Here is a 22,286-nt window from a genome sequence, read left to right on the forward strand (position 1 = left end):
CAGCGTTCTCGCGGGTGCTCGCCTTCCACAGTTGCCGGCTCTTCCAGTCGTCGTGAGGTTGCCACGCGGCTGAACATGCCGGTCGGGACGCTTCGTTGGTGGCGTCATCGGAAGGTTGGGCCGCGCTCGTTCAAGCTCGGCCGGAGCGTTCGCTACAAGAAGACCGACGTGGATGCCTGGCTCCGCGATCAGTACGAGGCCGAAGGTGCGTCGGCGTGAGGAGCCCGGGAAGGACGCTCGTGGACGGCGCGGTCGTGGCGGCCCTCGGCAACGCAGGACGTGGACGCTCGCTCCGCTCGCTTCCGGTCAGGGGGGAGGGCGCGGATGGCTCTCGGGATGGTCGCCGGGCACGATGCGGGCAGGAACACCCCACGCTGCGGACGCAACACCGTTCGTGCGGTGCGGCCGGTCCGTTCGCCCTGTTCCCCTATAGGGGAGAACAGGGAACGGCCCGCCCCCGTGGTTGCACGGCGCCCGTTCCCCGTCATTGGAACAGCTGGGAACAGAGGAACAACAGGACCCCGTCTTCCAACCTGACCAAGTACATCCGGGCGAGGGACGAGCCCGGGCCGCCCGGAGGGTCCGCCTGGCGCGCGGACTTGCCCGCGCCGCCCGGAGGGTCCGCCTGGCGCGCGGACTTGCCCGCGCCGCCCGTCCTTGATGCCGACCGGTCTGGCCCGTCGCGGGCGGTGATCACATGACTGCCGGCAATGAAGAACGCCGCCCGGGCGGGGCGGCGTCCAAGGTCATCAGCGTGGTGGCGGGTGACACCAAGGATTCTACAACCGGTCAGTCGTGGCTGCCTGTCGCGCTCGACGGGGTCGTGGCCGGTCTCCAGAACGGCACGCTCAAGAGGCCTGCTCCGACCGTCGGCCGCTTGACCGGCGGCTCCCATTGGCTGTACGCCGGCCGCACTAACGGGCTCGCTGGCGAGTCCGGGTGCGGCAAGAGTTGGGCCGCGCTCCAGGCCGTCACCACCGAGATGGAGGACGGGCACACGGCTGTCTTCGTCGATTTCGAGGACGACGAGGTGGGCGTTGTCGCTCGGCTGCTCTCGATGGGTGTGGACCCGGGCGTGATCCAGGCCCGGTTCGTGTACATCCATCCAGACGAGCGGTTCATCCACGGCAAGCCGTACGTCGACGCGGTTGTGGAACAGAGGAAGCCCAGCCTTTGGGTGATCGACTCGACCGGCGAGTCGATGGCACTCGAGAGTTGTGACCCCAACTCCGACGACGCCGTCGCCACCCGGTTCCAGCTGAGTTGACCCCATGAGCGATGTCACCGTGCTGCACAACCCGAAGTGTTCGACCTCCCGCGCCGCCGTCGAGACGATCGCGGGTGCCGGGGTCGCGGCCGAGGTGCACCAGTACCTCAAGGCGCCCCTCGACGAGGCGGCGCTGCGCGAGCTCATCGGCAAGCTCGAGGACGAGCCGACCGACCTCGTGCGCCGCGACTCCTTCTTCTCGGACCAGGGCCTGACCGACGCCGACGTCGCGACGGTCGAGCAGGTCGTCGCCGTCCTCGTCGAGCACCCGCGCCTCATGCAGCGCCCCGTGGTCATCAAGGGCGACCGGGCGATCATCGGTCGGCCCAAGGACCGGGTTGCTCCCTTCGTCCGGGGCTGACGCGCCCGAGGACTAGAGTGGAGTCATGATCCTCATCGTCGTGAAGTTTCGCACCAAGCCCGAGTACACCGAGCGGTGGCCGGAGATCGTGGACGAGTTCACCCGGGCCACGCGCGCCGAGCCGGGCAACATCTTCTTCGAGTGGTCGAGGAGCCTGGAGACCAAGGACGAGTGGGTGCTCGTCGAGGCCTTCCAGGACGACGCCGCCGAGGCCCACGTCGGCAGTGACCACTTCGCGGCGGCCATGGAGTCGATGCGCCCGGCGATCACCGAGACCCCGCGCGTCATCAGCCGCACCGTCGAGGGCAGCGGCTGGGACGAGATGGGCGAGCTGAAGGTCGACTGACCACTCAGCAGGAACTTCCCCGGCCTCGCAGGAGCTTCATCCTCGTGCGAGGCCGGGGATTTTTTCGTGACCCGGGACGTCACGGGGCGGGTGAGGCGACCCGCCGCAGTGCCCCGTGGTCGATCAGGTCGGCGACCGCCGCGCCCACGATCCGCTCTGCCTCGGGGTGCTCCCCGAGTTCCGCGACGACGGTCGTGGTGAGGTCGGCGACGGTGACCGGTTCGCGCGCAGCCCGCCAGGCCACGGCCCCCGGACCGGCCAGGCGAAGGGGGCGTGGCCCGGCAAGCAGCAGCACCTGGCCGTCGCAGGCGATCGCGTCCGACCACGGCGCCCGGACCACCCGGGGCGGGGCCTGATCCGTGCGCATTCCCCCGGGGGAATGCGCAGTCCGGGGGGTGGGCTCGGGTGCGGAGCCCTCGTCGTCGCGGGGTAGGCGCTCCTGCGGGCGCGGGGGCAGGTGCTCCCAGGTCGGCGGCTCCACGGGAGCGGCCTGCGCCAGGTGCTCGGCGACGAGCTCGTGGCAGGTGTCGATCTCGGCGTAGACGAGCCGCGCAGGCGCGCCGCCGGCGGTCACGGCGCGGGCGAGGCGGTCGAGGCCGTCGTCCAGCCACCACGTCGACGAGGTCTCCGGGAGCACGGCGAGCAGTTGGTCGACGAGCCCGACCGGCTCGATCCGCGACGAGGTCACCGCGGGGTCGCGGGCGAGGGTGAGCAGGGCGGCGATCCGCGGCGCGGGCGGGGTCGGGCCCAGACCCGACTTGTCCGGCGACGGCTCCGCGTTGTGCCACCGCTCGGCGGGGTCGATGACGAGCGACAGAGGCTTGGGGTGCGGCGCGATCCGCCCGTCGCCGCGCAGCACGACCGACTCGTCGGTGACATAGCCGAGCCGCTGGCCGAGGACCGAGGTCGCCGTCGACTTGCCGCCTCCGGAGGGGGCGACGAGCACGACCGCGCGGCCGTCGGCGTCGGCGAGCGCGGCGGCGTGCAGCAGGGTCACGCGTCCGCGCAGCCGGGTCAGCCCCCGTCGGGTGATCTCGCGGGAGAGGACATAGGGCAGGCGCTCGAGGTCGCTGGCGACGACCGTGGCTCCCCTCCCGTCGCCGGCCAGCCCGACGCGCAAGACCTGCGGCTCGTCGTCGAGGAGCAGGGTCGTCGGGTCGGTCGCGAGCGCGGCGCAGCGCCCCCAGCGGGCGCGCATCTCGGCGGCGGCAGCCGCGGGCAGCGCCGACAGGTCGAGGGTCCACGCGCACCCCATCGTCACGAGGTCCACCACCTCGTCCCCCGCCTCCTGCCCAGCCACCGCGTGCACTCCCTTCGCCGGGCGTCACTCTGCCAGAGAGGCCACGGTGCGGCGACGATCGCCGCCGACCGACCACTAGGCTCGGGCCCATGCCGCGACCGCACGCAGCCGCGATCGTCGAGGACGCCTGGAACCGCCAGGTGGCCGGCGCCATGCGCCGCCGGGGTTGGGGCACCCGCGTGCTCGCTCACACCGGCTACGGCAGCACCGACCGCATCCGCGTCCTCGGCCGGGTCCTCATGACCCGGCGCCCCTATGCCCCCGCCGCCGCCGACGCCCGCGCCACGTGGCTGGAGCTGCGCACCGCCGACAACGAGCGAAGGGGGTGGCGCGTCTTCTTCACCACCCCGGCGGCGGGTGAGCCGGTCACCGTGACGATCGGCGAGCGCGAGTTCCGCACCCGGGTCGATCGCTCCGGGCTGCTCGACCTGACGATCACGGACCACGGGCTCGAGCCCGGCTGGCACGACCTGAGCATCTCCTCGCCGCGGGCCGCCGACACGACGGCGGCGGTCTTCGTCGTCGCGCCGGGCGAGACCTTCGGCCGTCCCGCCGGCGCCACCGGCCCCGACCGACGAACGCACGACCCCCTGGGCCTCGAGCGTCCGATGCCCATGGCGACGGCGGAAGGCAGGGCATCGTTCAATGTCACGGCCCAGCCCCGCGACGCGGCGACGGCCGCTACTGATCCAGTCCCGCAGAAGGCGTCGACGAAGCGGCCATCGCCCGGATCACCAGCGAGGTCGAGGATCGCGTCCGCCACTCGCGCCTTGTTTCCGATGTAGCGAACTCCCACTACTCCTCCTTTGAGCCTCCGCTCCAGCGGACGCTGCGATTCAACAATGACTTCAACCTATCGGTCTGATCCGACAGGGCCTGAAGCACGCGCGGAGTAGCTCTCGTTGGTTGGACTTGGCTCTGACTGGCCACCTCCTCCTGAGCATGTGGCCGTAGGACAGGTCCCAACGGATCGCGAGCCGCGGGGCGCGCCGTGGGCGCTCCCGTAACCCCAATGTCGGCCAGTTCCGCCCAGGGTTGGACCGCGCGCTGAGGATTCTGTGCACGGTGCGTGCACGGTAGAGCTCGAACAAGCCTGCGAACTGCGGAAACGTCGCTCTCTAGAAGTACCAGGGGAAGGGAGACCAGTCGGGGTCGCGCTTCTCGAGGAACTGGTCGCGCCCCTCGACGGCCTCGTCGGTCATGTATGCCAGGCGCGTCGCCTCACCGGCGAACACCTGCTGGCCCATGAGCCCGTCGTCGAGGAGGTTGAACGCGAACTTGAGCATGCGCTGCGCCTGCGGCGACTTCGCCATGATCTCGCGCGCCACCTGGAGGGCGTCCGACTCGAGTTCGGCGTGGTCGGACACGATGTTGACCGCGCCCATCCGGTGCATGTCCTCAGCCGTGTAGGCGCGGCCGAGGAAGAAGATCTCGCGGGCGAACTTCTGACCCACCATCTTGGCGAGGTAGGCCGAGCCGTAGCCGCCGTCGAAGGAGCCCACGTCGGCGTCCGTCTGCTTGAAGCGCGCGCGCTCGCGCGAGGCCATCGTCATGTCACACACGACGTGGAGCGAGTGACCGCCGCCGGCCGCCCATCCGTTGACGAGGCAGATGACGACCTTGGGCATCGTGCGGATGAGGCGCTGGACCTCGAGGATGTGGAGGCGCCCGCCCTCGGCCTTCACGCGGCGCTCGTCGACGCCGCCGGCGGTGAGGTCGTCGGTGCCCTCCTGCGCGTACTGGTAGCCCGAGCGTCCACGGATCCGCTGGTCGCCGCCAGTGCAGAACGCCCAGCCGGCGGTCTCCTTCGAGGATCCCTCGCGCGGCGACGGCCCGTTGCCGGTGAGCAGCACGACGCCGACGTCGGGGGTGCGGCGGGCGTGGTCGAGCGCGCGGTAGAGCTCGTCGACCGTGTGCGGGCGGAACGCGTTGAGCACGTCGGGCCGGTCGAACGCGATGCGCACACAGCCCAGGTCCTTGGCCCGGTGGTAGGTGATGTCGGTGAAGTCGAAGCCCTCGACCTCATCCCACGCCGCCGGGTCGAACGTCTCACTCACGCCATCGATCGCACTCACGCGTCGCAGCCTAACTGCGGCCCGCCGGGTGTCTAGCCGAGGATCGTGACATCGAGATCGGGGAAGCGCCAGAAGCCGCGGTCATAGGTCACGAAGCGCGCCCCCAGCGCCGTCGCTTGAGCAGTCAGCCAGACATCGCTGAGGTCCGAACCACGCATCCCCAACTGCATGACCAGGTCGTGGAAATGACCCCACGCCGCGGGCATCGGGGGAGTCGAGAGGGCCGCTGGAGCGCCGCGGACGGCCGCGCAGAATTCGAGGGCCTCTTCGGGGCGCAACGGACTCGACATGAGCCGTGGATGGGTCACGATGCGGGCGGTGCTCACGAGGGTGGACTCGAGGACAGCCACCGTCTCTGCCCCGCCCAGAGCTGCCTCGAGCACCTCTCGTGCCTCGGCGTGGTGCTCACACGTGCGGTCGATCGCGTAGACGAATACGTTGACGTCGAAGGCGATCACGCGATCGGCTCGTTGTCACCCAATGCTTCGGCCAGCGCCTCCTTGTCGAGGATGTCCACGAGGGCGCCGCCACCTCCGAACGTGGGCAGCGTGAAGTTCGCCATCTCCGACGACCGAGCCCGCACCAGGTGCTCTCGCAGGGCCTCCTCGAGGACGCTGCTGACCGTCCGGTCGTCGCGTGCAGCTTCGAGACGAGCGGCCTTGAGCAGGTCGTCAGCAATGGTCACGGTCGTACGCATGACTCCAGTGCAGCACGCGTTGCATCATGATGCAACGCCCTGTGGATAACTCTCCGGGCCTGTCTCCGAACTCAGGCACTCTTCTGGTCAGAGCCGCATCGTCGCGGCCCACACAACCGGGAGGGAACGGCATGAACGACAACGTCCTGAGCTTCGACCGCGATCGCGATCGCGAGCCGGAGTACGACTACCCCTACGACGACTACGGCTCCTATCTCGGATCGCCGTCGCGGGAACAGGACCTCGGCACGTTCCTCGAACTCGTCGTCATCGAGGACCAGATCGTGTCCCGCGAGCGCAAGCCGGTCGCGGGCAGCGAGTGGGAGTACGTCGCCCGCGAGCTGGGCCGCGGCCGTCCGGTGGAGCCCCCGACTCCACCCACCCCTCCTGCGCCGCCCGAGCACGAGCAAGTCCTGTCCTGGCTGTCCATCCTCGTGGGTGGCGACGACGCTCTGGTCGAGCTGGATGCGGGCGAACTCCCTCAGGAGGAACTCGACCTCAGCGGGCTTCCCAACGACACTCACGAACGCCTGCGTCTGGTCGATGCCGAGGTGGAACGGGTGGCGCTTCTTGTCTTCGGAGCGGAGGTCCTCACAGCGGCGCGTCGGCTCTTGGTCAAAACCGCCCTGGCGCAGCCGTCGTTCCTCAAGGGTGTCGCGGGAGACGACGTCCTCGCCTGCGCCACCCTGACAGCCGTGGCCAAGGCCAATGACCTGGTGGGGCAGGGGAGGGTCGTTCCCGTGACGCTGATCCGCACACTCTTCAACCTCAAGTCAGCCCCGAACGAGAGGGTTCAGGCCATGATTCGCGCCGTGGCACCCCAGGGTGCCTTCCTCGGCGGCTGGCGTCGCCCCCTCCTCGGTGTCCCCGTCCTCGGGTCGCCCGACCTCCTCGTGGGGTCATTCCGAGGGGCCATCGTCACGGCCCGAGATGCGGCGCTCGCCCTGCGGGCGACCACCCCGGCGGTGGAGGCCTGACGTCAGCGCTGCCAGCCGTAGGCGGCATCGCCCTCAGCGGCAACGACCTCATCGGGGACTACGACGAAGTGGGTGCGCTCGGCCTCGGTGAGCGAGGCCGGGTCCACCGCTCCGTCGGGGTCGACCTGCCCGAGATAGGTACGCAGGGCCTGCTCGGCGAAGTCGTTCCAGCTCAGGCCGGCCCCCTTGGCGTACCCACGAGCCTGCTTGAGCAGGGCGGAGTCGAGGCTGATCGTCGTCGTCTGCATCTCTCCATCGCAGCCCATCCGACGGCCCGCGGCAAGGGTCGGAACCCTCCAAACCGAGCCGCCAGAAACTGGATGGGCCGCACGTCGGGCGCCCGAGTAGGTTCGGTGCATGGCCCTGCTCTGGTACACGACCGTCATCGACTGCCACGACAACGCCGCCCAGGCGCGATGGTGGGCCGAGACGCTCGGCTGGAAGATCGGCTACGAGGACGACGAGGAAGTCGTGGTCGCACCTCCCGATGCCACCGAGGACCAGGTCGAGACGCTCGAGGAGTGGCGGAAACAGCCGCAGGAGCTCGTCTTCGTCCGGGTCGAGGAGAGCAAGACCCTCAAGAACCGCCTGCACCTCGACCTCGCGCCGCACCTCAGCCAGGATCGTGACGCAGAGATCGCGGCCCTGATCGAGCGGGGCGCCACCCGGGTCGACGTCGGCCAGCCCGATGACGTCACGTGGACGGTCCTCGCCGACCCCGAGGGCAACGAGTTCTGCGTCCTGTCCTCGCGCGACCGATGACCGAGCCCGCCCTCGACGACCTGCTCGGCTCGCTGCGCGTCGTCTCCATCCCGATGCGGGTGAACTTCCGGGGGGTCACCGAGCGGGAGGTTGCGCTCTTCGAGGGGCCCGCGGGCTGGGGTGAGTTCGGGCCGTTCCTCGAGTACGAACCGGCCGAGGCGAGTCGCTGGCTCACCGCTGCCGTCGAGGCCGCGTGGCACGGTTGGCCTGATCCGGTCCGCGACTCGGTTCCGGTCAACGCCACCGTCCCGGCCGTGGGTCCCGACGCCGTTCCCGGTGTGCTGCAACGCTTTTCGGGATCAACAACCGCGAAGGTGAAGGTCGCCGAACGCGGACAGACGACAGACGACGATGTATGCCGGGTGGGTGCCGTTCGCGATGCCATGGGACCTTCCGCTCGGGTCCGGGTCGATGCGAACGGAGCCTGGGACGTCGCCACAGCGACGGACGTACTGACGCGCCTCGCGGCATACGACATCGAATATGCGGAGCAGCCGTGCGCCACGGTCGAGGAACTGCGCGACCTGCGAATCGCGCTGGCGCGCAGCGGAATCGACGTCCCCATCGCGGCCGACGAGTCCATCCGGAAGGCGGAGGACCCGATGCGGGTGCGCGACCTCGACGCTGCCGACCTCATCGTCATCAAGGCGGCACCGCTCGGGGGAGTGCGCCGCGCCCTCGACATCGTCGCCGAGTGCGGGCTACCTGCGGTCGTGTCGTCGGCGCTCGACACGAGCGTCGGTATGGCCGCGGGTGTGGCGCTCGCGGCCGCACTTCCGCAGCTCGACCACGCCTGCGGGCTCGGCACCGTCTTTCTCCTCGACGGCGATGTGACGGCGGACTCGCTCACCCCGGTCGACGGGGCACTTCCCGTCAGCCGAGTCGTCCCCGACCCCGAACTCCTCGACCGCCACGCCGCATCGCCCGAACGTCTCACGTGGTGGCGTGATCGCGTCCAGTCCTGCTGGCGTCATGACAGCGGCATGATATTGTCATGACATGGCCACGCTTCAGGTGAAGAACGTCCCCGACGACCTCTATGCCGCAGTGAAGGCGCGCGCCGCTGCCGAGCACATGACGGTGAGCGATCTGGTCCTTCGCAACCTTCGGCGAGAGGTCCGTCGCCAATCCATGACTGAGTGGCTGGATGCCGTGGACTCCCGCCGAGTCGGCCTGCCACCGCGACGCATCGACACCCGCGCGGTGCTCGATGACGTGCGCGCAGAGTTCGAGTGATCGTCCTCGACGCGAGCGCCCTCGTCGACGTGCTCGTGGACGCGCCTACCCGGCTGTCGATTGAGGAGCACCTCCGATCTGCCGACGAGGTTTTGGCCCCTGAGTTGCTCCTGATCGAGGCAGCCTCGGCCCTGTGGCGATTGCAGCGAGGGGACCTCCTGACGGAGGCCGATGCGTCCGAAGGTGTGAGTGCGCTCCAGCGTTTCCCCGTCACTCTCGTGTCGCACGACCTCCTCCTCGACCACGCATGGCAGCTCCGTCACTCGCACCGCATCACCGACGCCTTCTACGTTGCACTCGCTGCGCATCTGCGGGTTCCCCTGCTCACCACTGATTACCGCCTGGCTCGCGGCGTCGCGGGAGTTTCCGTCATCAGCATCGCGTGATGAAGGATGGCTCCCGTGATTGAGGTTCGGTGGATGTGGGCGTTTCTGGACACGGTGGAAGCGGTTTCGCCTGTGTCGGAAGTGTTCTGGGCAGACGCGACTCGCGCCAAGCCCTCGTCCCGACGTGGTGAGCGCGGCGAGTTCGCGACGCTGCTGCCGGACCGGGGCGATCCGTGGGTCAAGGTGCAGCGCGTGCTCGACGGCGGCGGCGTCCACCTCGATCTCGATGTCGACGACGTGGCCACGGCCGCCGACGAAGCAGCCCAACTCGGTGCCACCGAGGTCCACCGCTACTCGGACGGCAACGTCGTCGTCATGCGCTCCCCGGGTGGCTTCACCTTCTGCCTCACCTCGTGGACGAACGCCGGCTCGCCGTCCACGCAGGTCCGCGACGACCAACCGGACCTCCTCGACCAGGTGTGCCTCGACGTTCCGAGCGACCTGTATGCCGGCGAGCTCGCCTTCTGGGAGCGGCTCACCGGATGGCCCCGGCGAGCCGGCAGCCTCCCGGAGTTCACGTCGCTGACGCGACCGGACGGCATACCCGTGCGGTTGTTGTTCCAACGCCTCGGCGAAGCGACCGGCACTGTCCGCGCGCACATCGACTTCGCCTGCCACGACCGGGCAGCGAGCCGCGTCGCACATGAAGCTGCGGGCGCCACCACCGTCGAGGAACACGACTTCTGGACCGTCATGCGCGACCCCGTCGGGCGCACGTACTGCCTCACTCACCGCCTGCCCTGACCGTTCGTCTCCCACCGCACAGAGAGCCGGGCTAGCGTGACCGGCACCGGTGCTGGATGGAGGGTCGATGGCGACCAAGGGCCTCAAGGGCAGACGCGATGCGCTCGAGCGCGCCCGCAACACGTGGACCGAGCAGGGCAGCGCCGACGGGGTCTCCGAGGACATCGTCGACAGCTGGGGGCGCAGTTCGGGCCACGTCCCGGAGTCCGTCACCGAGGCACCCATGGACGACCCCGACCGGACGCGCGCGGAGTTCGAGGCCTCACCGCTGCACGTAGCCGTCGGCCAGCTCGAGACCGAGCTGAGGCGCGTCGCCGAGGACGGTGACCTCGTCGTCGCCGTCACCGACAGCGACACCCGGCTGCTGTGGACCTACGGCGGGCGGGTCATGCGGCGCAAGGCGGAGCGGGTGAACTTCGTGCCCGGCGGGCGCTGGGACGAGACGAGCGTCGGCACCAACGCGCTCAGCCTGGCGCAGCAGACCGGGCGGACCCAGACCGTCTTCTCCGCCGAGCACTACGCACCGATCGTCCACAACTGGGTGTGCTGGGCCGCGCCGGTGCGCGACCTCGCCACGGGCGAGCAGATCGGCGTCCTCGACCTGTCGACGACGTGGGACCGCAGCCACCCCATCGGTGCCGCGACGGCCACCGCCCTCGCCTCACTCGTCGAGCGAGAGATCCCGCGAACAGCCCTCTCCGAGAGCGCTGCTCACGTCGGCCATGGCCTGACTCTGCGTGTGCTCGGAGCAGCCGAGGCGCACCTCGACGGCGTGCGCCTCCTCCTCACCAAGCGGCAGAGCGAGATCCTCGCGCTCCTCGCCCTGCACCCGGAAGGTCTCGGCCTCGACGCCCTGCACGCAGCCCTCTACGGCGATGCCCGCGTCTCCACCTCGACCCTCAAGGCCGAGGTCTCCCACCTGCGCCAGGCTCTCGGCGGCCGACTCGCCTCGCGTCCCTACCGTCTCGATCTCCCGGTGACGTGCGACGCCGTGGAGGTGATGCGCGCGGTCCGCAGCAGGGACGTCGACGGTGCTGTGACGGCATACGGAGGGGATTTGATGCCGGGCACGGACTCACCGGAGCTGACCTCGACAGGCGACTACCTCGCGGTCGCCGTCCGCGAGTCCCTGCTCGCCGACCCGCGACCCGACGTCGTCGTGCGATATGCGCGCAACGTCCCCTACGACACCGAAGTCGTCGAACGCGCGCTCGCCGCGCTGGGCGCCCAACCGCACCCAGCCCGCGCCGAACTCACCGCCATCCTCTCGGCCAACCACTGACCCGAGCTCTGAGCCAACCTCTGACCAACCTTTGCCGACCTACGGTCCCGGCAACGGGCGACGCAACGAGGCGTCGCCACGGGACAAGGAGGTCTGGTCATGGTCTTTGCACCCCCGAACGCCGACGGGTCGAAGGTGACGCTGCCGGCGCACTACGACAACTTCATCGGCGGCAAGTGGGTCCCCGCGCAGGACGGTGAGACATTCGAGGACATCTCACCCGTCGACGGCAAGGCGTTCGTGACGGTCGCCCGCAGCAAGGCGGCCGACATCGACGCCGCGGTGCAGGCGGCGACCGACGCCAAGGACGCGTGGGCGCGCACGTCGACGACGGAGCGCAGCAACATCCTCCTGAGGATCGCCGACCGGCTCGAGGCCCACCTCGAGGAGCTCGCCGTTCTCGAGACCTGGGAGAACGGCAAACCCGTGCGCGAGACCCTCGCCGCCGACCTGCCGCTCGCGATCGACCACTTCCGCTACTTCGCCGGCGCGGTCCGCGCCCAGGAGGGCGGCATCTCCGAGATCGACCACGACACGATGGCCTACCACTTCCACGAGCCGCTCGGCGTCGTCGGCCAGATCATCCCGTGGAACTTCCCCATCCTCATGGCGACGTGGAAGCTTGCACCCGCCCTCGCCGCCGGCAACTGCGTCGTCCTCAAGCCGGCCGAGCAGACGCCCGTCTCGATCCTGCGCGTCGTCGAGCTCATCGCCGACCTGCTCCCCGACGGCGTCCTCAACGTCGTCAATGGCTTCGGCGTCGAGGCCGGCAAGCCGCTCGCGTCGCACACCGGCATCGCCAAGATCGCCTTCACCGGCGAGACGACGACCGGCCGGCTGATCATGCAGTACGCCTCGCAGAACATCATCCCGGTGACGCTCGAACTCGGCGGCAAGAGCCCGAACGTCTTCTTCGCCGACGTCATGGCCGAGGACGACGCGTTCTTCGACAAGGCCCTCGAGGGCTTCGCGATGTTCGCGCTCAACCAGGGCGAGGTCTGCACGTGTCCGTCGCGCGCGCTCGTCCAGGAGTCCATCTACGACGCCTTCATGGAGAAGGCCATCGCGCGCGTCAACGCCATCACCGTCGGCAACCCGCTCGACCCGGCAGTCATGGTCGGCGCCCAGGCGAGCAGCGACCAGCACGAGAAGATCCTCAGCTACCTCGACATCGGCAAGCAGGAGGGCGCGAAGGTCCTCACCGGCGGCTCGGCCCGCACCGTCGACGGCCTCGAGGGCGGCTACTACATCGAGCCGACGGTCTTCGAGGGCGACAACTCGATGCGGATCTTCCAGGAGGAGATCTTCGGCCCGGTCCTGTCGGTCACGACCTTCACCGACCAGGACGACGCCCTCCGGATCGCCAACGACACCCTCTACGGGCTGGGAGCCGGCGTCTGGGCGCGAGACACGAACACGGCATACCGGATGGGTCGCGGCATCGAGGCCGGGCGCGTGTGGGTCAACTGCTACCACCAGTACCCCGCGCACGCCGCGTTCGGTGGCTACAAGCAGTCGGGCATCGGCCGCGAGAACCACAAGATGATGCTCGAGCACTACCAGCAGACGAAGAACCTGCTCGTCAGCTACAGCCCCGACAAGCTCGGCTTCTTCTGATGGAGCCATCGGTGACGACCCGCGTGGACCTCACGCCGGCGGCGGGCGAGCTGCTCGCGTGTCTCGAGCGGACGCACGGCCCGCTCATGTTCCACCAGTCCGGTGGGTGCTGCGACGGGTCGTCACCGATGTGCTACCCCGCCGGTGACTTCCTCACCTCGGACGCCGACGTGCTCCTCGGCACGTTGGCGCCCGAAGGGGTCACGCCCATCGACTTCTGGATGAGCGCGTCGCAGTACGAGTACTGGAAGCACACCCACCTCACAGTCGACGTCGTCCCGGGACGCGGCTCCGGCTTCTCGGTCGAGGCCCCCGAGGGCGTCCGCTTCCTCATCCGGTCGCGGCTCATGACCGAGGAGGAACTGGTGGCGTTCGGCCTCCTGTGACGCCGTGGTCGCCTGACTTCGCCGGTATGCCGTCCGCTCGCCGCGCGGACGTAGGCTCACCTCCGTGCCGTTGCTCCTCGACCTCGAACCCCTTCGGAGCAATGCGGACTACCGGCGTCTGTACGCCGGGTTCACCCTCTCGAACGTCGGCTCGCAGCTCGCGACGGTCGCCATCGGCCTCCAGGTCTATGACCTGACGCGATCCACGGCATCGGTTGGCATCGTCGGGTTGTGCGCCCTCGTTCCGCTCGTCGTCATGGGGCTCTATGGCGGAACCCTTGTCGACCACTTCGATCGCCGCACCGTCGGACTGGTCGCGCAGTCGGCGGCCTTCGTCGTCTCCGTGGCCTGCGCCCTCCAGGCCTGGCTCGGCAACACGCAGGTATGGGTGCTCTATGCCCTCGTGGCGGCCTGGAATGCCGCATTCGCCGTGACCTCACCGGCCCGGACGTCGATCTATCCGCGGATCCTGCGGCGCGAGCAACTGCCTGCGGCCAACGCCCTGTCGGTGTTCGCGATGAATGCGTCCATGACCGTCGGGCCGCTCCTCGCGGGTGTCCTCGTCGACTGGGGCGGGTTCAGGACCGCCTATACAGTGGACGCCGTCATTACTACGGCGGCGCTGTGGGGACTGGCCCGATTGCCCTCTCTCCCACCGGAATCCACCGGGGAGGGTGACGGTGGAAGCGCGAGGCGAGCACCCGGCATACGGTCGGTTCTCGACGGCCTGTCGTTCCTCGGTACTCGACCCAACGTGCGCATGACCTTCATCGCCGACATCTGCGCGATGGTCCTTGCGCAGCCGCGAGTGCTCTTTCCGGCCGCCGGTGCCGTGATCTTCGGTGGGGGAGCGACAACGGTCGGCGCCCTCTCGGCGGCCGCGGCCGTGGGCGGGATCGGCGCGATGTTCTTCTCCGGACGGCTCGGGTCGGTCATCCACCAGGGCCGCGCGATCCTCATCTCCATCGTGGGCTGGGGTGCTGCCATCTCCGGACTCGGCGCCGCGATGCTCGCGGCGGGAGAGGTGCTGACGCGCGAGCATGCCCTGTGGGTGGGACTCGTCGCAGTGGCGATCGCCGGCGGGTCGGACTCGGTGAGTGCGGTCTTCCGCACGACGATCCTGCAGTCCGCGACGCCTGATCATCTGCGCGGACGACTCCAGGGCGTCTTCATCGTTGTCGTCGCCGGAGGGCCGCGTCTGGGCGAGTTGCTCGGCGGGTTCGTCGCCGAGACCATCGGCGAGGGCATGACGGCCGTGGTGGGTGGGTTCGCCTGTGTCGCAGCGATGGTCGTGCTCGCAAGGCTCCAGCGAGGCTTCCTGGGCTACGACGCCCGCAACCCCACGCCCTGACCGTGCCTTGTGTGTATGAGCCCACGCCAGAGCGTGGTCTCATACACACAAGGCGGGCTGATCAGGGGGCGGTGTCAGTTGAGCGGAAGACCGAGCAGTGCGTTCTCGACGACCTCTGCGAGGGCGGGGTGGATCCAGTACTGACCGCGTGCGACGTCATGCGCCTTCTGCCCGAACGACGCCGCCTGGATGAGTGGCTGGATGAGTGTCGACGCGTGCGGTCCGAGGCAGTGCGCGGCAAGGATGAGACCCGTGGCCGGGTCGGCGTGGACCGTGAGGAGTCCGGTGGTGTCCTCGAGAGCCCATCCGTATGCCGTGTCGCCCACCTTCTGCGTGTAGCTCACGAATTCCGTTCCCGCAGTTTCGAGTTCAGCCCGGGTGGGTCCAAACGCGGCGATCTGCGGGTGGCCGAAGACGGCATGCGGCACGAACCGGTGGTCGGCCTCGACCGGCTTCGCGTCGGATTCAGCGGCCCGGCCCAGGTCGACGGCGAGGTTGTGCGCGACCACGCGGGCCTCGTGGTTGGCGACGTGCTTGAGCTGCCACGGGTTGGAGACGTCACCCAGGGCCCAGACACCCTCGGCGGTCGTCCGCTGCTGGGCGTCGACGACGACCACGCCGTTGTCATCGAGGTCGATGCCACCGGCCTCGACCTCGAGCCGCTGGCCGTTGGGGGTGCGGCCGACCGCGACGAGCACCGCATCGACCTCGAGCTCGGTGGCGCCGTCCGGGCCCTTGAGTCCCAGGGTCCACGCGCCCGTCGCATCGTCGCGGACGGCGGAGGCCACCGACGTGTCGAGGCGCAGGTCGTAGCGCTCCCGTGCGAGGTCGGTGTAGCCCTGCGACACCTCCGACTCCTCGCCCCGCAGCAGCGCGCCCGAGCGCTGGAGCTGCGTCACCTCGACGCCGAGAGCATCGAAGACGTGCGCGAACTCGCAGGCCACGAACCCTCCACCGACGACTGCCATGCGGCGCGGCAGTTCGTCCATCCGCATCACGGTGTCGCTCGTGTGCACTCCACGCGCCGGGTCGACATGATCGAGGCCCTCGATGCCGAGGAGGTCCGCGCGGGACCCGGCCGCGACGACGATGCGGTCGGCCGTGATCTCCTCACCCGACTCCAGCGCAAGGCGACGTGGTCCGACGAAACGGGCGCGGACGGCATACACGGTCACGAAATCCTGACCACGGCGGTAGTCCTCGCCACCCGCTGCGATGAGGTCGATCCGGTTGGTGAAGATGCGGTCGCGGATCGCTGGCCAGTCGACCGCGACGTCGCGCGGAATCGTCACGCCGAGCCGCGCGGCGTCGGCGGAGTCGATGACCCGGTCGGCCGGCAGGACGAGCATCTTGGTCGGGATGCAGCCGACGTTGAGGCAGGTGCCGCCGAACGTTCCCTCCTCGACGATGGCGATGTCGAGGCCCTCGAGTTCGGGGGAGATGAGCGAGTTGCCCGACCCGGTGCCGATGATGATGAGGTCGTGGTGTCGCGCCATGGATTCAGGGTAGGCGCGGTGCGAGGCGCATCGCCCCGAGGGTGGTGGCGCGAGGCGACCACTTCTGCCTGAGGCGACCACCCCGAACTGGTCGTCTGACGGCACCTGCCGGGTATGCCGGGTGCTCACCTCACGCTGACGCGGTCCTCCCAGGTGATGCGGTGGTCGTACATCCACGCGGTGTTCTTCTCCGTGACGGCGAAGCGGAAGACCGCGCGGAGCAGCTGCTGCTGGAGAGGGCCCGGGGACTTGGTGCTGCTGGAACGCGCTCCCGCCTTGACGATGCGTTCGACTCGGGCGCGGCGCCGGGGCTCGTAGGCCGCGAGCGCCTCGTCGATGGACGGGAGATCGCGCAGGCACTGGGCCAGGACGACGGCGTCCTCGGCGGCCATCGAGGCACCCTGCCCGCTGGAGGGCGCGGGGGCATGGGCGGCATCGCCGATGACGACCATGCGGTCGCGGTGCCAGACCGGAACGTGCCCGAGGTCGTGGGTGTTGTCGGCGACGAGGTCGAGCGTTCCGGCCTCGATGAGGGCTGCTGCCGGGCCGGTGTCACCGTCCATGAGGTCGACGAGCTGTTCGCGCCACTGCTCGTGGGTCGTCGCCGCGCGCTCCCCTGGGCTGATGAGCGGGCGGGGCCAGTTGACGAACCACACGACGTCACCGTTCGGCACGACGTGGTGCCCGAAGAAGGCCCGCCGGCCGAAGACCATGCGCCACTGCTCGGGCTCTGCGTCTGGGCCGGAGAGCAGGGCTGCGCCGCCGGGCGTGACGCCGCCGAAGTTCGTCAGGCCGACGTAGCGGGCTTCCGGCGCCGACGGGTCGATGAGGCGTCGCGTGGGTGAGTTCACGCCGTCGGCACCAATGAGGACATCGGCCGTGTGGGTCGTGCCGTCGGTGAGGGCGGCGACGACGTGGTCGCCTTCGCGGTGGGCGTCGGCGAGGCCCGCGCCCCAGAGCGTCCGTATGCCGCGTTCCTCGGCCTCGTGGGCGAGTGTGGCCGTGAGCCGGGATCGTTTCATCGTGAGCGCCGGGGTGTCGTTGGCGAGGGGCGCGCCGAGGGGGAGGGTGCCGAGTTCGCGGCCGGTGGCGCCGACGAGGACATTGCGGCGAGTGGGACTGCCGAGATCCCTGGCGAGGTCCAGGGTGCCGACAGCGTCGAGAGCGTCGAGGCCGTTGGGGGAGATGCAGAACCAGGAGCCGGCCTCGGGATCCGGGTGGTCGTGGCGTTCGATGACGGTGGCGTCGACTCCGGCGCGCTGGAGAGCCATGGCGGTGAGGGGGCCGGCCACGCCGGCTCCGATGACGAGCGCCTTCATCGCGCTATCCTTTCGTGAGATCTCGGAACTATTCGAGATTCGAAACATTCGAGAATCGAAAGATATGCCCAGAGTCACGCGTCGTCAACTCATGGCCGAGATCGGTGCTGCCACCTCGGCGTATCAGCGCGCCACCCAGGCGCTCGATGACGAGGTCGGGCGCCGCCTCGGGGTCAACGCCGCCGACCTGCGCGGACTCGACTGGCTCACCGACCAGCCCCGGACGGCGAGCGAGCTGGCGCGACGCACGGGCCTGACGCCAGCGGCCACGACGTCGATGATCGACCGGCTCGAGCGCAAGGGGTTCGTGCGGCGCACTTCCGACCCGGGCGACCGGCGCCGCGTCCTCGTCGAGATGACGGAGGAGGGGCAGCGCCGGACCTACGAGCTCTACGAGCCGATGGTCCTCGAGGGCATGCCGGTGCTCGACTCACTCTCGACCAGCGAACTCCAGCTGCTCGCAACCCATCTCGTCGCCATCCGCGAGATCACCGAGCGCCACGAGGATCGGCTCAGGAGTGACTGGCAACCGCCGGGGTCAGCAGCTCGTCAAGGTCGGTGAGGTCGCGCAGGAGCCGGATCCGACTCGCGAAGACCACGGCGACCTGTACCACTCCGAGCGCGCCGAAGACGACGAGGGCCCACCGGGCGCCGATCCACGTCGCCACCAGGCCGGCGACGAGTCCGCCGACGGGGATGGCGCCCCACGACACGAACCGCACGGTCGCCATGACGCGCGACAGCATCTCCGGTGGGCTGGCCTGTTGGCGGTAGGTGCGGGTCGCCGTGCTGAAGATGACCACCCCTCCGGCGAAGATGATGTTGCCCAGGGCGAAGCAGACCCACGCCACCCACCCGGTCCCGACCGGGATGAGCGCCCCACCGATCAGCGACACGACGGACGAGGCCACACAGGCCCGGGCGGATCCGAGGGTGCGCACGATCCGCGGCGACAGGGCGGCTCCGACGAGTGAGCCCACCCCCTCGGCGGCGAGGAGGAATCCGACGAACGCAGCAGGTGTGTCGAGGTCCCGCACGAGATAGAGGGCAAAGAGCGCCATCTGGGCGCCGCACACGAAGTTCACGGCGGTCGCTGCCCACATGCACGGAGCCATGACCGGGTGGCGGGTGACGAACCGCCAGCCCTCGCCGATCATCTGGCGCATGGGCACTCGGTCAGCTCCGGCGGCGGCCGGTGGGCGGCTGGGCAGGGTGCGGAGCAGGATCCCCGAGAGCAGGTAGCTCACGGCGTTGACAAGCAGGGTCGGGACGGCTCCGAGCAGCTGGATGGCCAGGCCTCCGATCGACGGACCGCCGAGCTGGGTCGTCGCAAAGGTCGCCGACATGAGGCTGTTGCGTTCGTGCAGCTGCTCCTTCGGGACGACCGCCGGGAGGAAGGTCGAGTTCGCGACGTCGAACACGACGTTCGCGAAGCTGAGGACGAGCGCGACGACCACGAGCTGGGCGATGCTCAGGCGGTCGAGCCACCAGGCCACCGGCACCGATGCGACGGCCAGGGCGCGCGCCAGGTCCATCGTCACCTGGGTCCCGCGCAGGGGAAGGCGGGCCACGAGCGCACCGGCCGGCAGTCCGATGACGAGCCAGGCGGCATACGACGCTGCGGCGATGAGTCCCATCTCGAACGGCGACGCGTCGAGCACCGTGATCGCCGTGAGTGGGAGGGCGACCGCACCGACCGCGCTGCCCAGGTTGCTCGTCGCGCTCGCGCTCCAGTAGGTCCAGAAGGACCGTGCCGCCCCCGTCATCGCCAATCCTCTCGCTGTAGTGAGTTCCAATCTGGAACGCACTATACTCACGTCATGCGCCGAGAGGACCTGGCCGACGAGGACTGCGGGATCGCCCAGTCACTCGGCGTGCTCGGCGACTGGTGGACGTTCCTCATCGTCCGCGACATCGCCGGGGGTGCGACTCGCTTCGATGCCCTCCAGCGCGGCCTCGGCATCAGCCGCCGCGCCCTCACCGAACGCCTCGCCGGCCTCGTCGCCGACGGCGTCCTCGACAGGCGTGCCTACTCCGAGCGGCCGCCTCGCCACGACTACGTCCTCACGACCAAGGGCGAGGCGCTGCTCCCCGTCCTCGTGGCCCTCCAGGACTGGGGTGCCCGGCACGTCCTCGGTGACGGATCGGTGAGCGCCGGCATCGGGCTCGGCTCGGCCGAGGCGCACCGCGTCGGTGACCTCGTGGGGCACCCGGTGCCAGCGATCACGCTGACCGGGCACGACGGCATACCGACGTCGTTTCCATCGGGGCAGTGGACCGTTCTCTTCTGCATGCCGGGTGCCTGGGCGCCTGCGGCACAGGGCTATCCGCCCGGTTGGGGGGACATCCCCGGTGCCGCTGGGTGCACCGTCGAGGCGAGGGCGTATGCCGGGTTGCTGGGTGAGTTTGCGGCTCGCGGTGTCGTCGTGCACGGGGTGAGTACACAGCGGCCTGACCAGCAGGCGGCGTTCGCGGAGTTTGCCGAGCTGCCCTATCGGTTGCTGTCCGACGAGGACCTCCGTTTGGCCGGTTCGCTGCGGCTGCCGACGTTCCGGTCGGGCGGGGTGGACCGGCTCAAGCGGGCGACGTTGCTGCTCGACCCCGACGGTGTCGTGCGGTCGGTGCAGGCGCCTGTGGCCGACCCCGCGGCTTCGGCAGAAGAGATGCTGCGCGTCGTCGACGACCTTGTCGAGGCTGCCTGAGGTTGTCCACAGGGCGGGTCCCAACGGCTGTTCGTCCACAGAAGTGCGCTTGGTGATTGCGGCGAATTGCGCTGTCGCAGTGGGATGTTCGTATGACGACGGCAGGGGATCTGAGAGCGCGAGCGGCGCGATGGCGACTCGCGGCCGAGACGACGAGGCGCGAGGTGGCCAGCCTGGTGAGGCTGGCCGAGCTGACTTGGCGTGCGCCCACGGCGGACGCGTTCCGGCGCAACATCGCGGTGCGCGTTCGGGAGTTGCGGGAGCTCGCCGCCCGCGAGGACGCGGTGGCCGACCTGCTCGACCGGGTCGCGACCGAATCCGCGCGTGCCGCATGAGTGGTGAGGCCGATGGCCTCCACGTCATCGGCGGCAGAGGCGGGATCGAGGTCGCGGTCGATGACCTGCGCCGAGCCGCCAGAGGCATGCGCAGCACCGCCGCGACTGTGGAGTCGTCGGTGCCGAACTCGTTGGGGCCCATGCCGTGGGGGCTCCCGCAGATCACCGGTGCGCTCGCGAGCCTCCTCGCTCGAGTGATCCGAGAGAACGACGAAACCCGACGAGGGGCAGGGGTCGAGGTTGCCCAACTGCGCGACCTTGCCAGCGCTACCGATCGGGCAGCGGCCGGATATGCGGCAACCGAGGAGACCGCGCGAGGGATGGCGGCTGGGCTCCACGACCAGGCCATGGCGATCGCGGCGCTCATCACGGCGGCGACAGGACCCTTCGGCCTGCTCGACGAGGGGGAGGTGTGGGACGTGAGTGTGTCTACCTCGCTGCCGCCCGACTGCCTTCCTCGCCCCACCTCGACCGACGGCCTGCTGGCTGGGATCCAGTCGCTGGGCAAGGCGGGAAGCGAAGGCGGCGTCCGCGTGACGGAGGTGCTGACTGCCGACGGATCGACCACCTGGGTCGTGCAGATCCCCGGCACGCACGGCGGGTGGACCGAAGGCGGCGAGGTGCCCATGGACTGGCCCGCGAACGTCACCCTCATGCTCGGTGAGGTCAGTGCGTCAAAGGTCGCTGTCGATCGAGCCCTCGAGCTTGCGCAGGCCGGTCGCGAAGGGCCGCACGACCGCGTCGTGCTGTCGGGTCACAGTCAGGGCGGCATCATCGCCGCATCGCTCGCCTCGGACCCCGAGTTCACCCGGCGACACCACGTCAGCCACGTCCTCACCGCCGGTTCGCCGATCGACGACTTCCCCATCCCGGACCGGACTGAGGTCCTCTCCCTCCAACACCGCACGGACCCGGTGCATGCGCTCGACGTCAGTCCACCTCCCGACAGGGCCCACTGGACGACCGTCGAAGCAGCAGCTCCGATCGACCTCCCCGGACACCTGACGCTGGGGGCCCACACGCTCACGGCCTACCGCGCCACGGCGCAGAAGGTGGACCGTTCGGACGACGTGTCATTGCGCCAGTGGCGTGCTGGACTTGTGCCGGCGCTCGCCCCTGCGGCCGGCTCCACGCCGGTGGTGCATGAGTACCGCTCCAGGCGCCGGTGGCAGAATCGCGCCTCGTGACCCCCAAGCTCCTGTTCCGCCGCATCGCTGTCGCCGAGGCCATCACCTGGGCCCTGCTGCTCATCGGCATGTTCCTCAAGTACGTCACCGAGACCACCGAACTCGGCGTCCGCATCTTCGGAATGCTGCACGGGGTCGTCTTCATCGCCTACGGACTCATCGCGATCGCGACATGGATCAACCAGAAGTGGTCGCTGCGCACCGGTCTCATGGCTCTCGTCAGCGCGATCCCGCCCTTCGCGACGATCCTCTTCGACCGCAGCGCGGAGGCCGCCGGCCACCTCGAAGGGCCGTGGCGTTTCGCGGCCGGCGGTGACGCGCCGGCGTCGCTGCCCGAGCGCGTCCTCGCCTGGCTCACCCGCAACCCGGCGCTCGCGGCAGTCATGGGGGTCGTCGCTGTGGCCGGGCTGACCGGCATCGCCCTCTTCGTCGGACCCCCGGCCTCGGGCAGCTGACGGGC

The 22,286-nt window shown here is 69.7% G+C and carries 27 protein-coding genes and 1 pseudogene; 19 read left to right on the forward strand and 9 right to left on the reverse strand.

Annotated elements, in window-relative coordinates; genetic code table 11:
• Positions 1–63: 63 nt before the first annotated feature.
• The 4 genes and pseudogenes from N803_RS17905 to N803_RS07045 all read left to right on the forward strand — a co-directional run.
• Positions 64–219, forward strand: a pseudogene (locus tag N803_RS17905) (helix-turn-helix transcriptional regulator); the annotation flags it as partial.
• Positions 220–754: 535 nt separating this feature from the next.
• The gene (locus N803_RS07035) at positions 755–1,267 is read left to right on the forward strand and encodes an AAA family ATPase (RefSeq protein WP_169743059.1); all 513 of its coding nucleotides are present in this window, start codon (positions 755–757) and stop codon (positions 1,265–1,267) included.
• Between the two features lie 4 nt (positions 1,268–1,271).
• Entirely contained in the window at positions 1,272–1,628 is a 357-nt protein-coding gene (locus tag N803_RS07040) for an ArsC/Spx/MgsR family protein (protein ID WP_035903761.1), read from the forward strand.
• 25 nt (positions 1,629–1,653) lie between these two features.
• A complete protein-coding gene (locus tag N803_RS07045; protein WP_035903762.1) occupies positions 1,654–1,974 on the forward strand; it encodes a putative quinol monooxygenase in 321 nt (106 codons plus the stop codon).
• 79 nt (positions 1,975–2,053) lie between these two features.
• Here N803_RS07045 and N803_RS17425 read toward each other — a convergent pair whose 3' ends face one another.
• The 5 genes from N803_RS17425 to N803_RS07070 form a co-directional block, all read right to left on the reverse strand.
• Positions 2,054–3,274, reverse strand: coding sequence for a hypothetical protein (locus tag N803_RS17425; protein WP_052111988.1), 1,221 nt, complete (start codon positions 3,272–3,274; stop codon positions 2,054–2,056).
• 253 nt (positions 3,275–3,527) lie between these two features.
• Positions 3,528–4,070, reverse strand: a complete 543-nt coding sequence (locus N803_RS19160) for a DNA adenine methylase (protein ID WP_169743060.1) — start codon at positions 4,068–4,070, stop codon at positions 3,528–3,530.
• Between the two features lie 322 nt (positions 4,071–4,392).
• On the reverse strand, positions 4,393–5,349 hold the full coding sequence (locus tag N803_RS07060; protein WP_035903764.1) for a 1,4-dihydroxy-2-naphthoyl-CoA synthase: 957 nt from the start codon (positions 5,347–5,349) through the stop codon (positions 4,393–4,395).
• Positions 5,350–5,381: 32 nt separating this feature from the next.
• Complete coding sequence (locus N803_RS07065; RefSeq protein ID WP_052111992.1) at positions 5,382–5,807, reverse strand: TA system VapC family ribonuclease toxin; 426 nt, start codon at positions 5,805–5,807, stop codon at positions 5,382–5,384.
• Positions 5,804–6,046 carry a hypothetical protein gene (locus N803_RS07070; protein ID WP_035903765.1) on the reverse strand — a complete coding sequence of 81 codons (243 nt, stop codon included), beginning with the start codon at positions 6,044–6,046 and terminating at the stop codon, positions 5,804–5,806. The genes N803_RS07065 and N803_RS07070 overlap by 4 nt, the downstream gene beginning before the upstream one ends.
• 131 nt (positions 6,047–6,177) lie before the next feature.
• Between N803_RS07070 and N803_RS07075 the strand changes: the two genes are divergently transcribed.
• Positions 6,178–7,023 (forward strand): hypothetical protein, encoded by an 846-nt coding sequence (locus N803_RS07075; protein ID WP_035903766.1) that lies wholly within the window; start codon positions 6,178–6,180, stop codon positions 7,021–7,023.
• Positions 7,024–7,025: 2 nt separating this feature from the next.
• Here the strand turns inward: N803_RS07075 and N803_RS07080 are convergent, their stop codons facing one another.
• Positions 7,026–7,271 (reverse strand): hypothetical protein, encoded by a 246-nt coding sequence (locus N803_RS07080; protein ID WP_035903767.1) that lies wholly within the window; start codon positions 7,269–7,271, stop codon positions 7,026–7,028.
• A gap of 109 nt (positions 7,272–7,380) precedes the next feature.
• Between N803_RS07080 and N803_RS07085 the strand changes: the two genes are divergently transcribed.
• From N803_RS07085 to N803_RS07125, 9 genes are all read left to right on the forward strand, one after another.
• Positions 7,381–7,785, forward strand: coding sequence for a VOC family protein (locus N803_RS07085; protein WP_035903769.1), 405 nt, complete (start codon positions 7,381–7,383; stop codon positions 7,783–7,785).
• Positions 7,782–8,783, forward strand: a complete 1,002-nt coding sequence (locus N803_RS07090; protein WP_035903770.1) for an o-succinylbenzoate synthase — start codon at positions 7,782–7,784, stop codon at positions 8,781–8,783. The genes N803_RS07085 and N803_RS07090 overlap by 4 nt, the downstream gene beginning before the upstream one ends.
• A gap of 1 nt (position 8,784) precedes the next feature.
• On the forward strand, positions 8,785–9,021 hold the full coding sequence (locus tag N803_RS07095) for a hypothetical protein (protein WP_035903771.1): 237 nt from the start codon (positions 8,785–8,787) through the stop codon (positions 9,019–9,021).
• A complete protein-coding gene (locus N803_RS07100; protein ID WP_035903772.1) occupies positions 9,018–9,407 on the forward strand; it encodes a type II toxin-antitoxin system VapC family toxin in 390 nt (129 codons plus the stop codon). Before N803_RS07095 ends, N803_RS07100 begins: the two co-directional genes overlap by 4 nt.
• 15 nt (positions 9,408–9,422) lie before the next feature.
• Positions 9,423–10,151 (forward strand): VOC family protein, encoded by a 729-nt coding sequence (locus N803_RS07105; RefSeq protein ID WP_052111994.1) that lies wholly within the window; start codon positions 9,423–9,425, stop codon positions 10,149–10,151.
• 67 nt (positions 10,152–10,218) lie between these two features.
• A complete protein-coding gene (locus N803_RS07110; RefSeq protein WP_035903774.1) occupies positions 10,219–11,433 on the forward strand; it encodes a sigma-54-dependent transcriptional regulator family protein in 1,215 nt (404 codons plus the stop codon).
• A 99-nt stretch (positions 11,434–11,532) separates the two neighbouring features.
• Positions 11,533–13,050, forward strand: coding sequence for an aldehyde dehydrogenase (adh, locus tag N803_RS07115; RefSeq protein ID WP_035903775.1), 1,518 nt, complete (start codon positions 11,533–11,535; stop codon positions 13,048–13,050).
• Entirely contained in the window at positions 13,050–13,436 is a 387-nt protein-coding gene (locus tag N803_RS07120; protein ID WP_035903776.1) for a DUF779 domain-containing protein, read from the forward strand. The genes adh and N803_RS07120 overlap by 1 nt, the downstream gene beginning before the upstream one ends.
• 64 nt (positions 13,437–13,500) lie before the next feature.
• Positions 13,501–14,787 (forward strand): MFS transporter, encoded by a 1,287-nt coding sequence (locus N803_RS07125; RefSeq protein WP_035903777.1) that lies wholly within the window; start codon positions 13,501–13,503, stop codon positions 14,785–14,787.
• 74 nt (positions 14,788–14,861) lie between these two features.
• Here the strand turns inward: N803_RS07125 and N803_RS07130 are convergent, their stop codons facing one another.
• Together N803_RS07130 and N803_RS07135 are read right to left on the reverse strand one after the other, a co-directional pair.
• Positions 14,862–16,283 carry a mycothione reductase gene (locus N803_RS07130; protein ID WP_035903778.1) on the reverse strand — a complete coding sequence of 474 codons (1,422 nt, stop codon included), beginning with the start codon at positions 16,281–16,283 and terminating at the stop codon, positions 14,862–14,864.
• Positions 16,284–16,408: 125 nt separating this feature from the next.
• Complete coding sequence (locus tag N803_RS07135) at positions 16,409–17,602, reverse strand: FAD-dependent monooxygenase (protein WP_035903779.1); 1,194 nt, start codon at positions 17,600–17,602, stop codon at positions 16,409–16,411.
• A 64-nt stretch (positions 17,603–17,666) separates the two neighbouring features.
• On the opposite strand from N803_RS07135, the gene N803_RS07140 reads away from it, so the two are divergent.
• Positions 17,667–18,164 (forward strand): MarR family winged helix-turn-helix transcriptional regulator, encoded by a 498-nt coding sequence (locus N803_RS07140; RefSeq protein ID WP_052111996.1) that lies wholly within the window; start codon positions 17,667–17,669, stop codon positions 18,162–18,164.
• Here the strand turns inward: N803_RS07140 and N803_RS07145 are convergent.
• Positions 18,115–19,368, reverse strand: a complete 1,254-nt coding sequence (locus N803_RS07145; protein ID WP_035903781.1) for an MFS transporter — start codon at positions 19,366–19,368, stop codon at positions 18,115–18,117. The genes N803_RS07140 and N803_RS07145 overlap by 50 nt on opposite strands.
• A gap of 54 nt (positions 19,369–19,422) precedes the next feature.
• Between N803_RS07145 and N803_RS07150 the strand changes: the two genes are divergently transcribed.
• From N803_RS07150 to N803_RS07165, 4 genes are all read left to right on the forward strand, one after another.
• Complete coding sequence (locus N803_RS07150; protein ID WP_035903782.1) at positions 19,423–20,304, forward strand: winged helix-turn-helix transcriptional regulator; 882 nt, start codon at positions 19,423–19,425, stop codon at positions 20,302–20,304.
• 92 nt (positions 20,305–20,396) lie between these two features.
• Entirely contained in the window at positions 20,397–20,639 is a 243-nt protein-coding gene (locus tag N803_RS18515) for a hypothetical protein (protein WP_035903783.1), read from the forward strand.
• Positions 20,636–21,826 carry a PGAP1-like alpha/beta domain-containing protein gene (locus N803_RS07160; RefSeq protein WP_035903785.1) on the forward strand — a complete coding sequence of 397 codons (1,191 nt, stop codon included), beginning with the start codon at positions 20,636–20,638 and terminating at the stop codon, positions 21,824–21,826. The genes N803_RS18515 and N803_RS07160 overlap by 4 nt, the downstream gene beginning before the upstream one ends.
• Positions 21,823–22,281, forward strand: coding sequence for a DUF3817 domain-containing protein (locus N803_RS07165; RefSeq protein WP_035903994.1), 459 nt, complete (start codon positions 21,823–21,825; stop codon positions 22,279–22,281). Before N803_RS07160 ends, N803_RS07165 begins: the two co-directional genes overlap by 4 nt.
• Positions 22,282–22,286 lie beyond the last annotated feature (5 nt).

Source organism: Knoellia subterranea KCTC 19937 (genome assembly GCF_000768685.1).
Lineage (GTDB): Bacteria > Actinomycetota > Actinomycetes > Actinomycetales > Dermatophilaceae > Knoellia > Knoellia subterranea.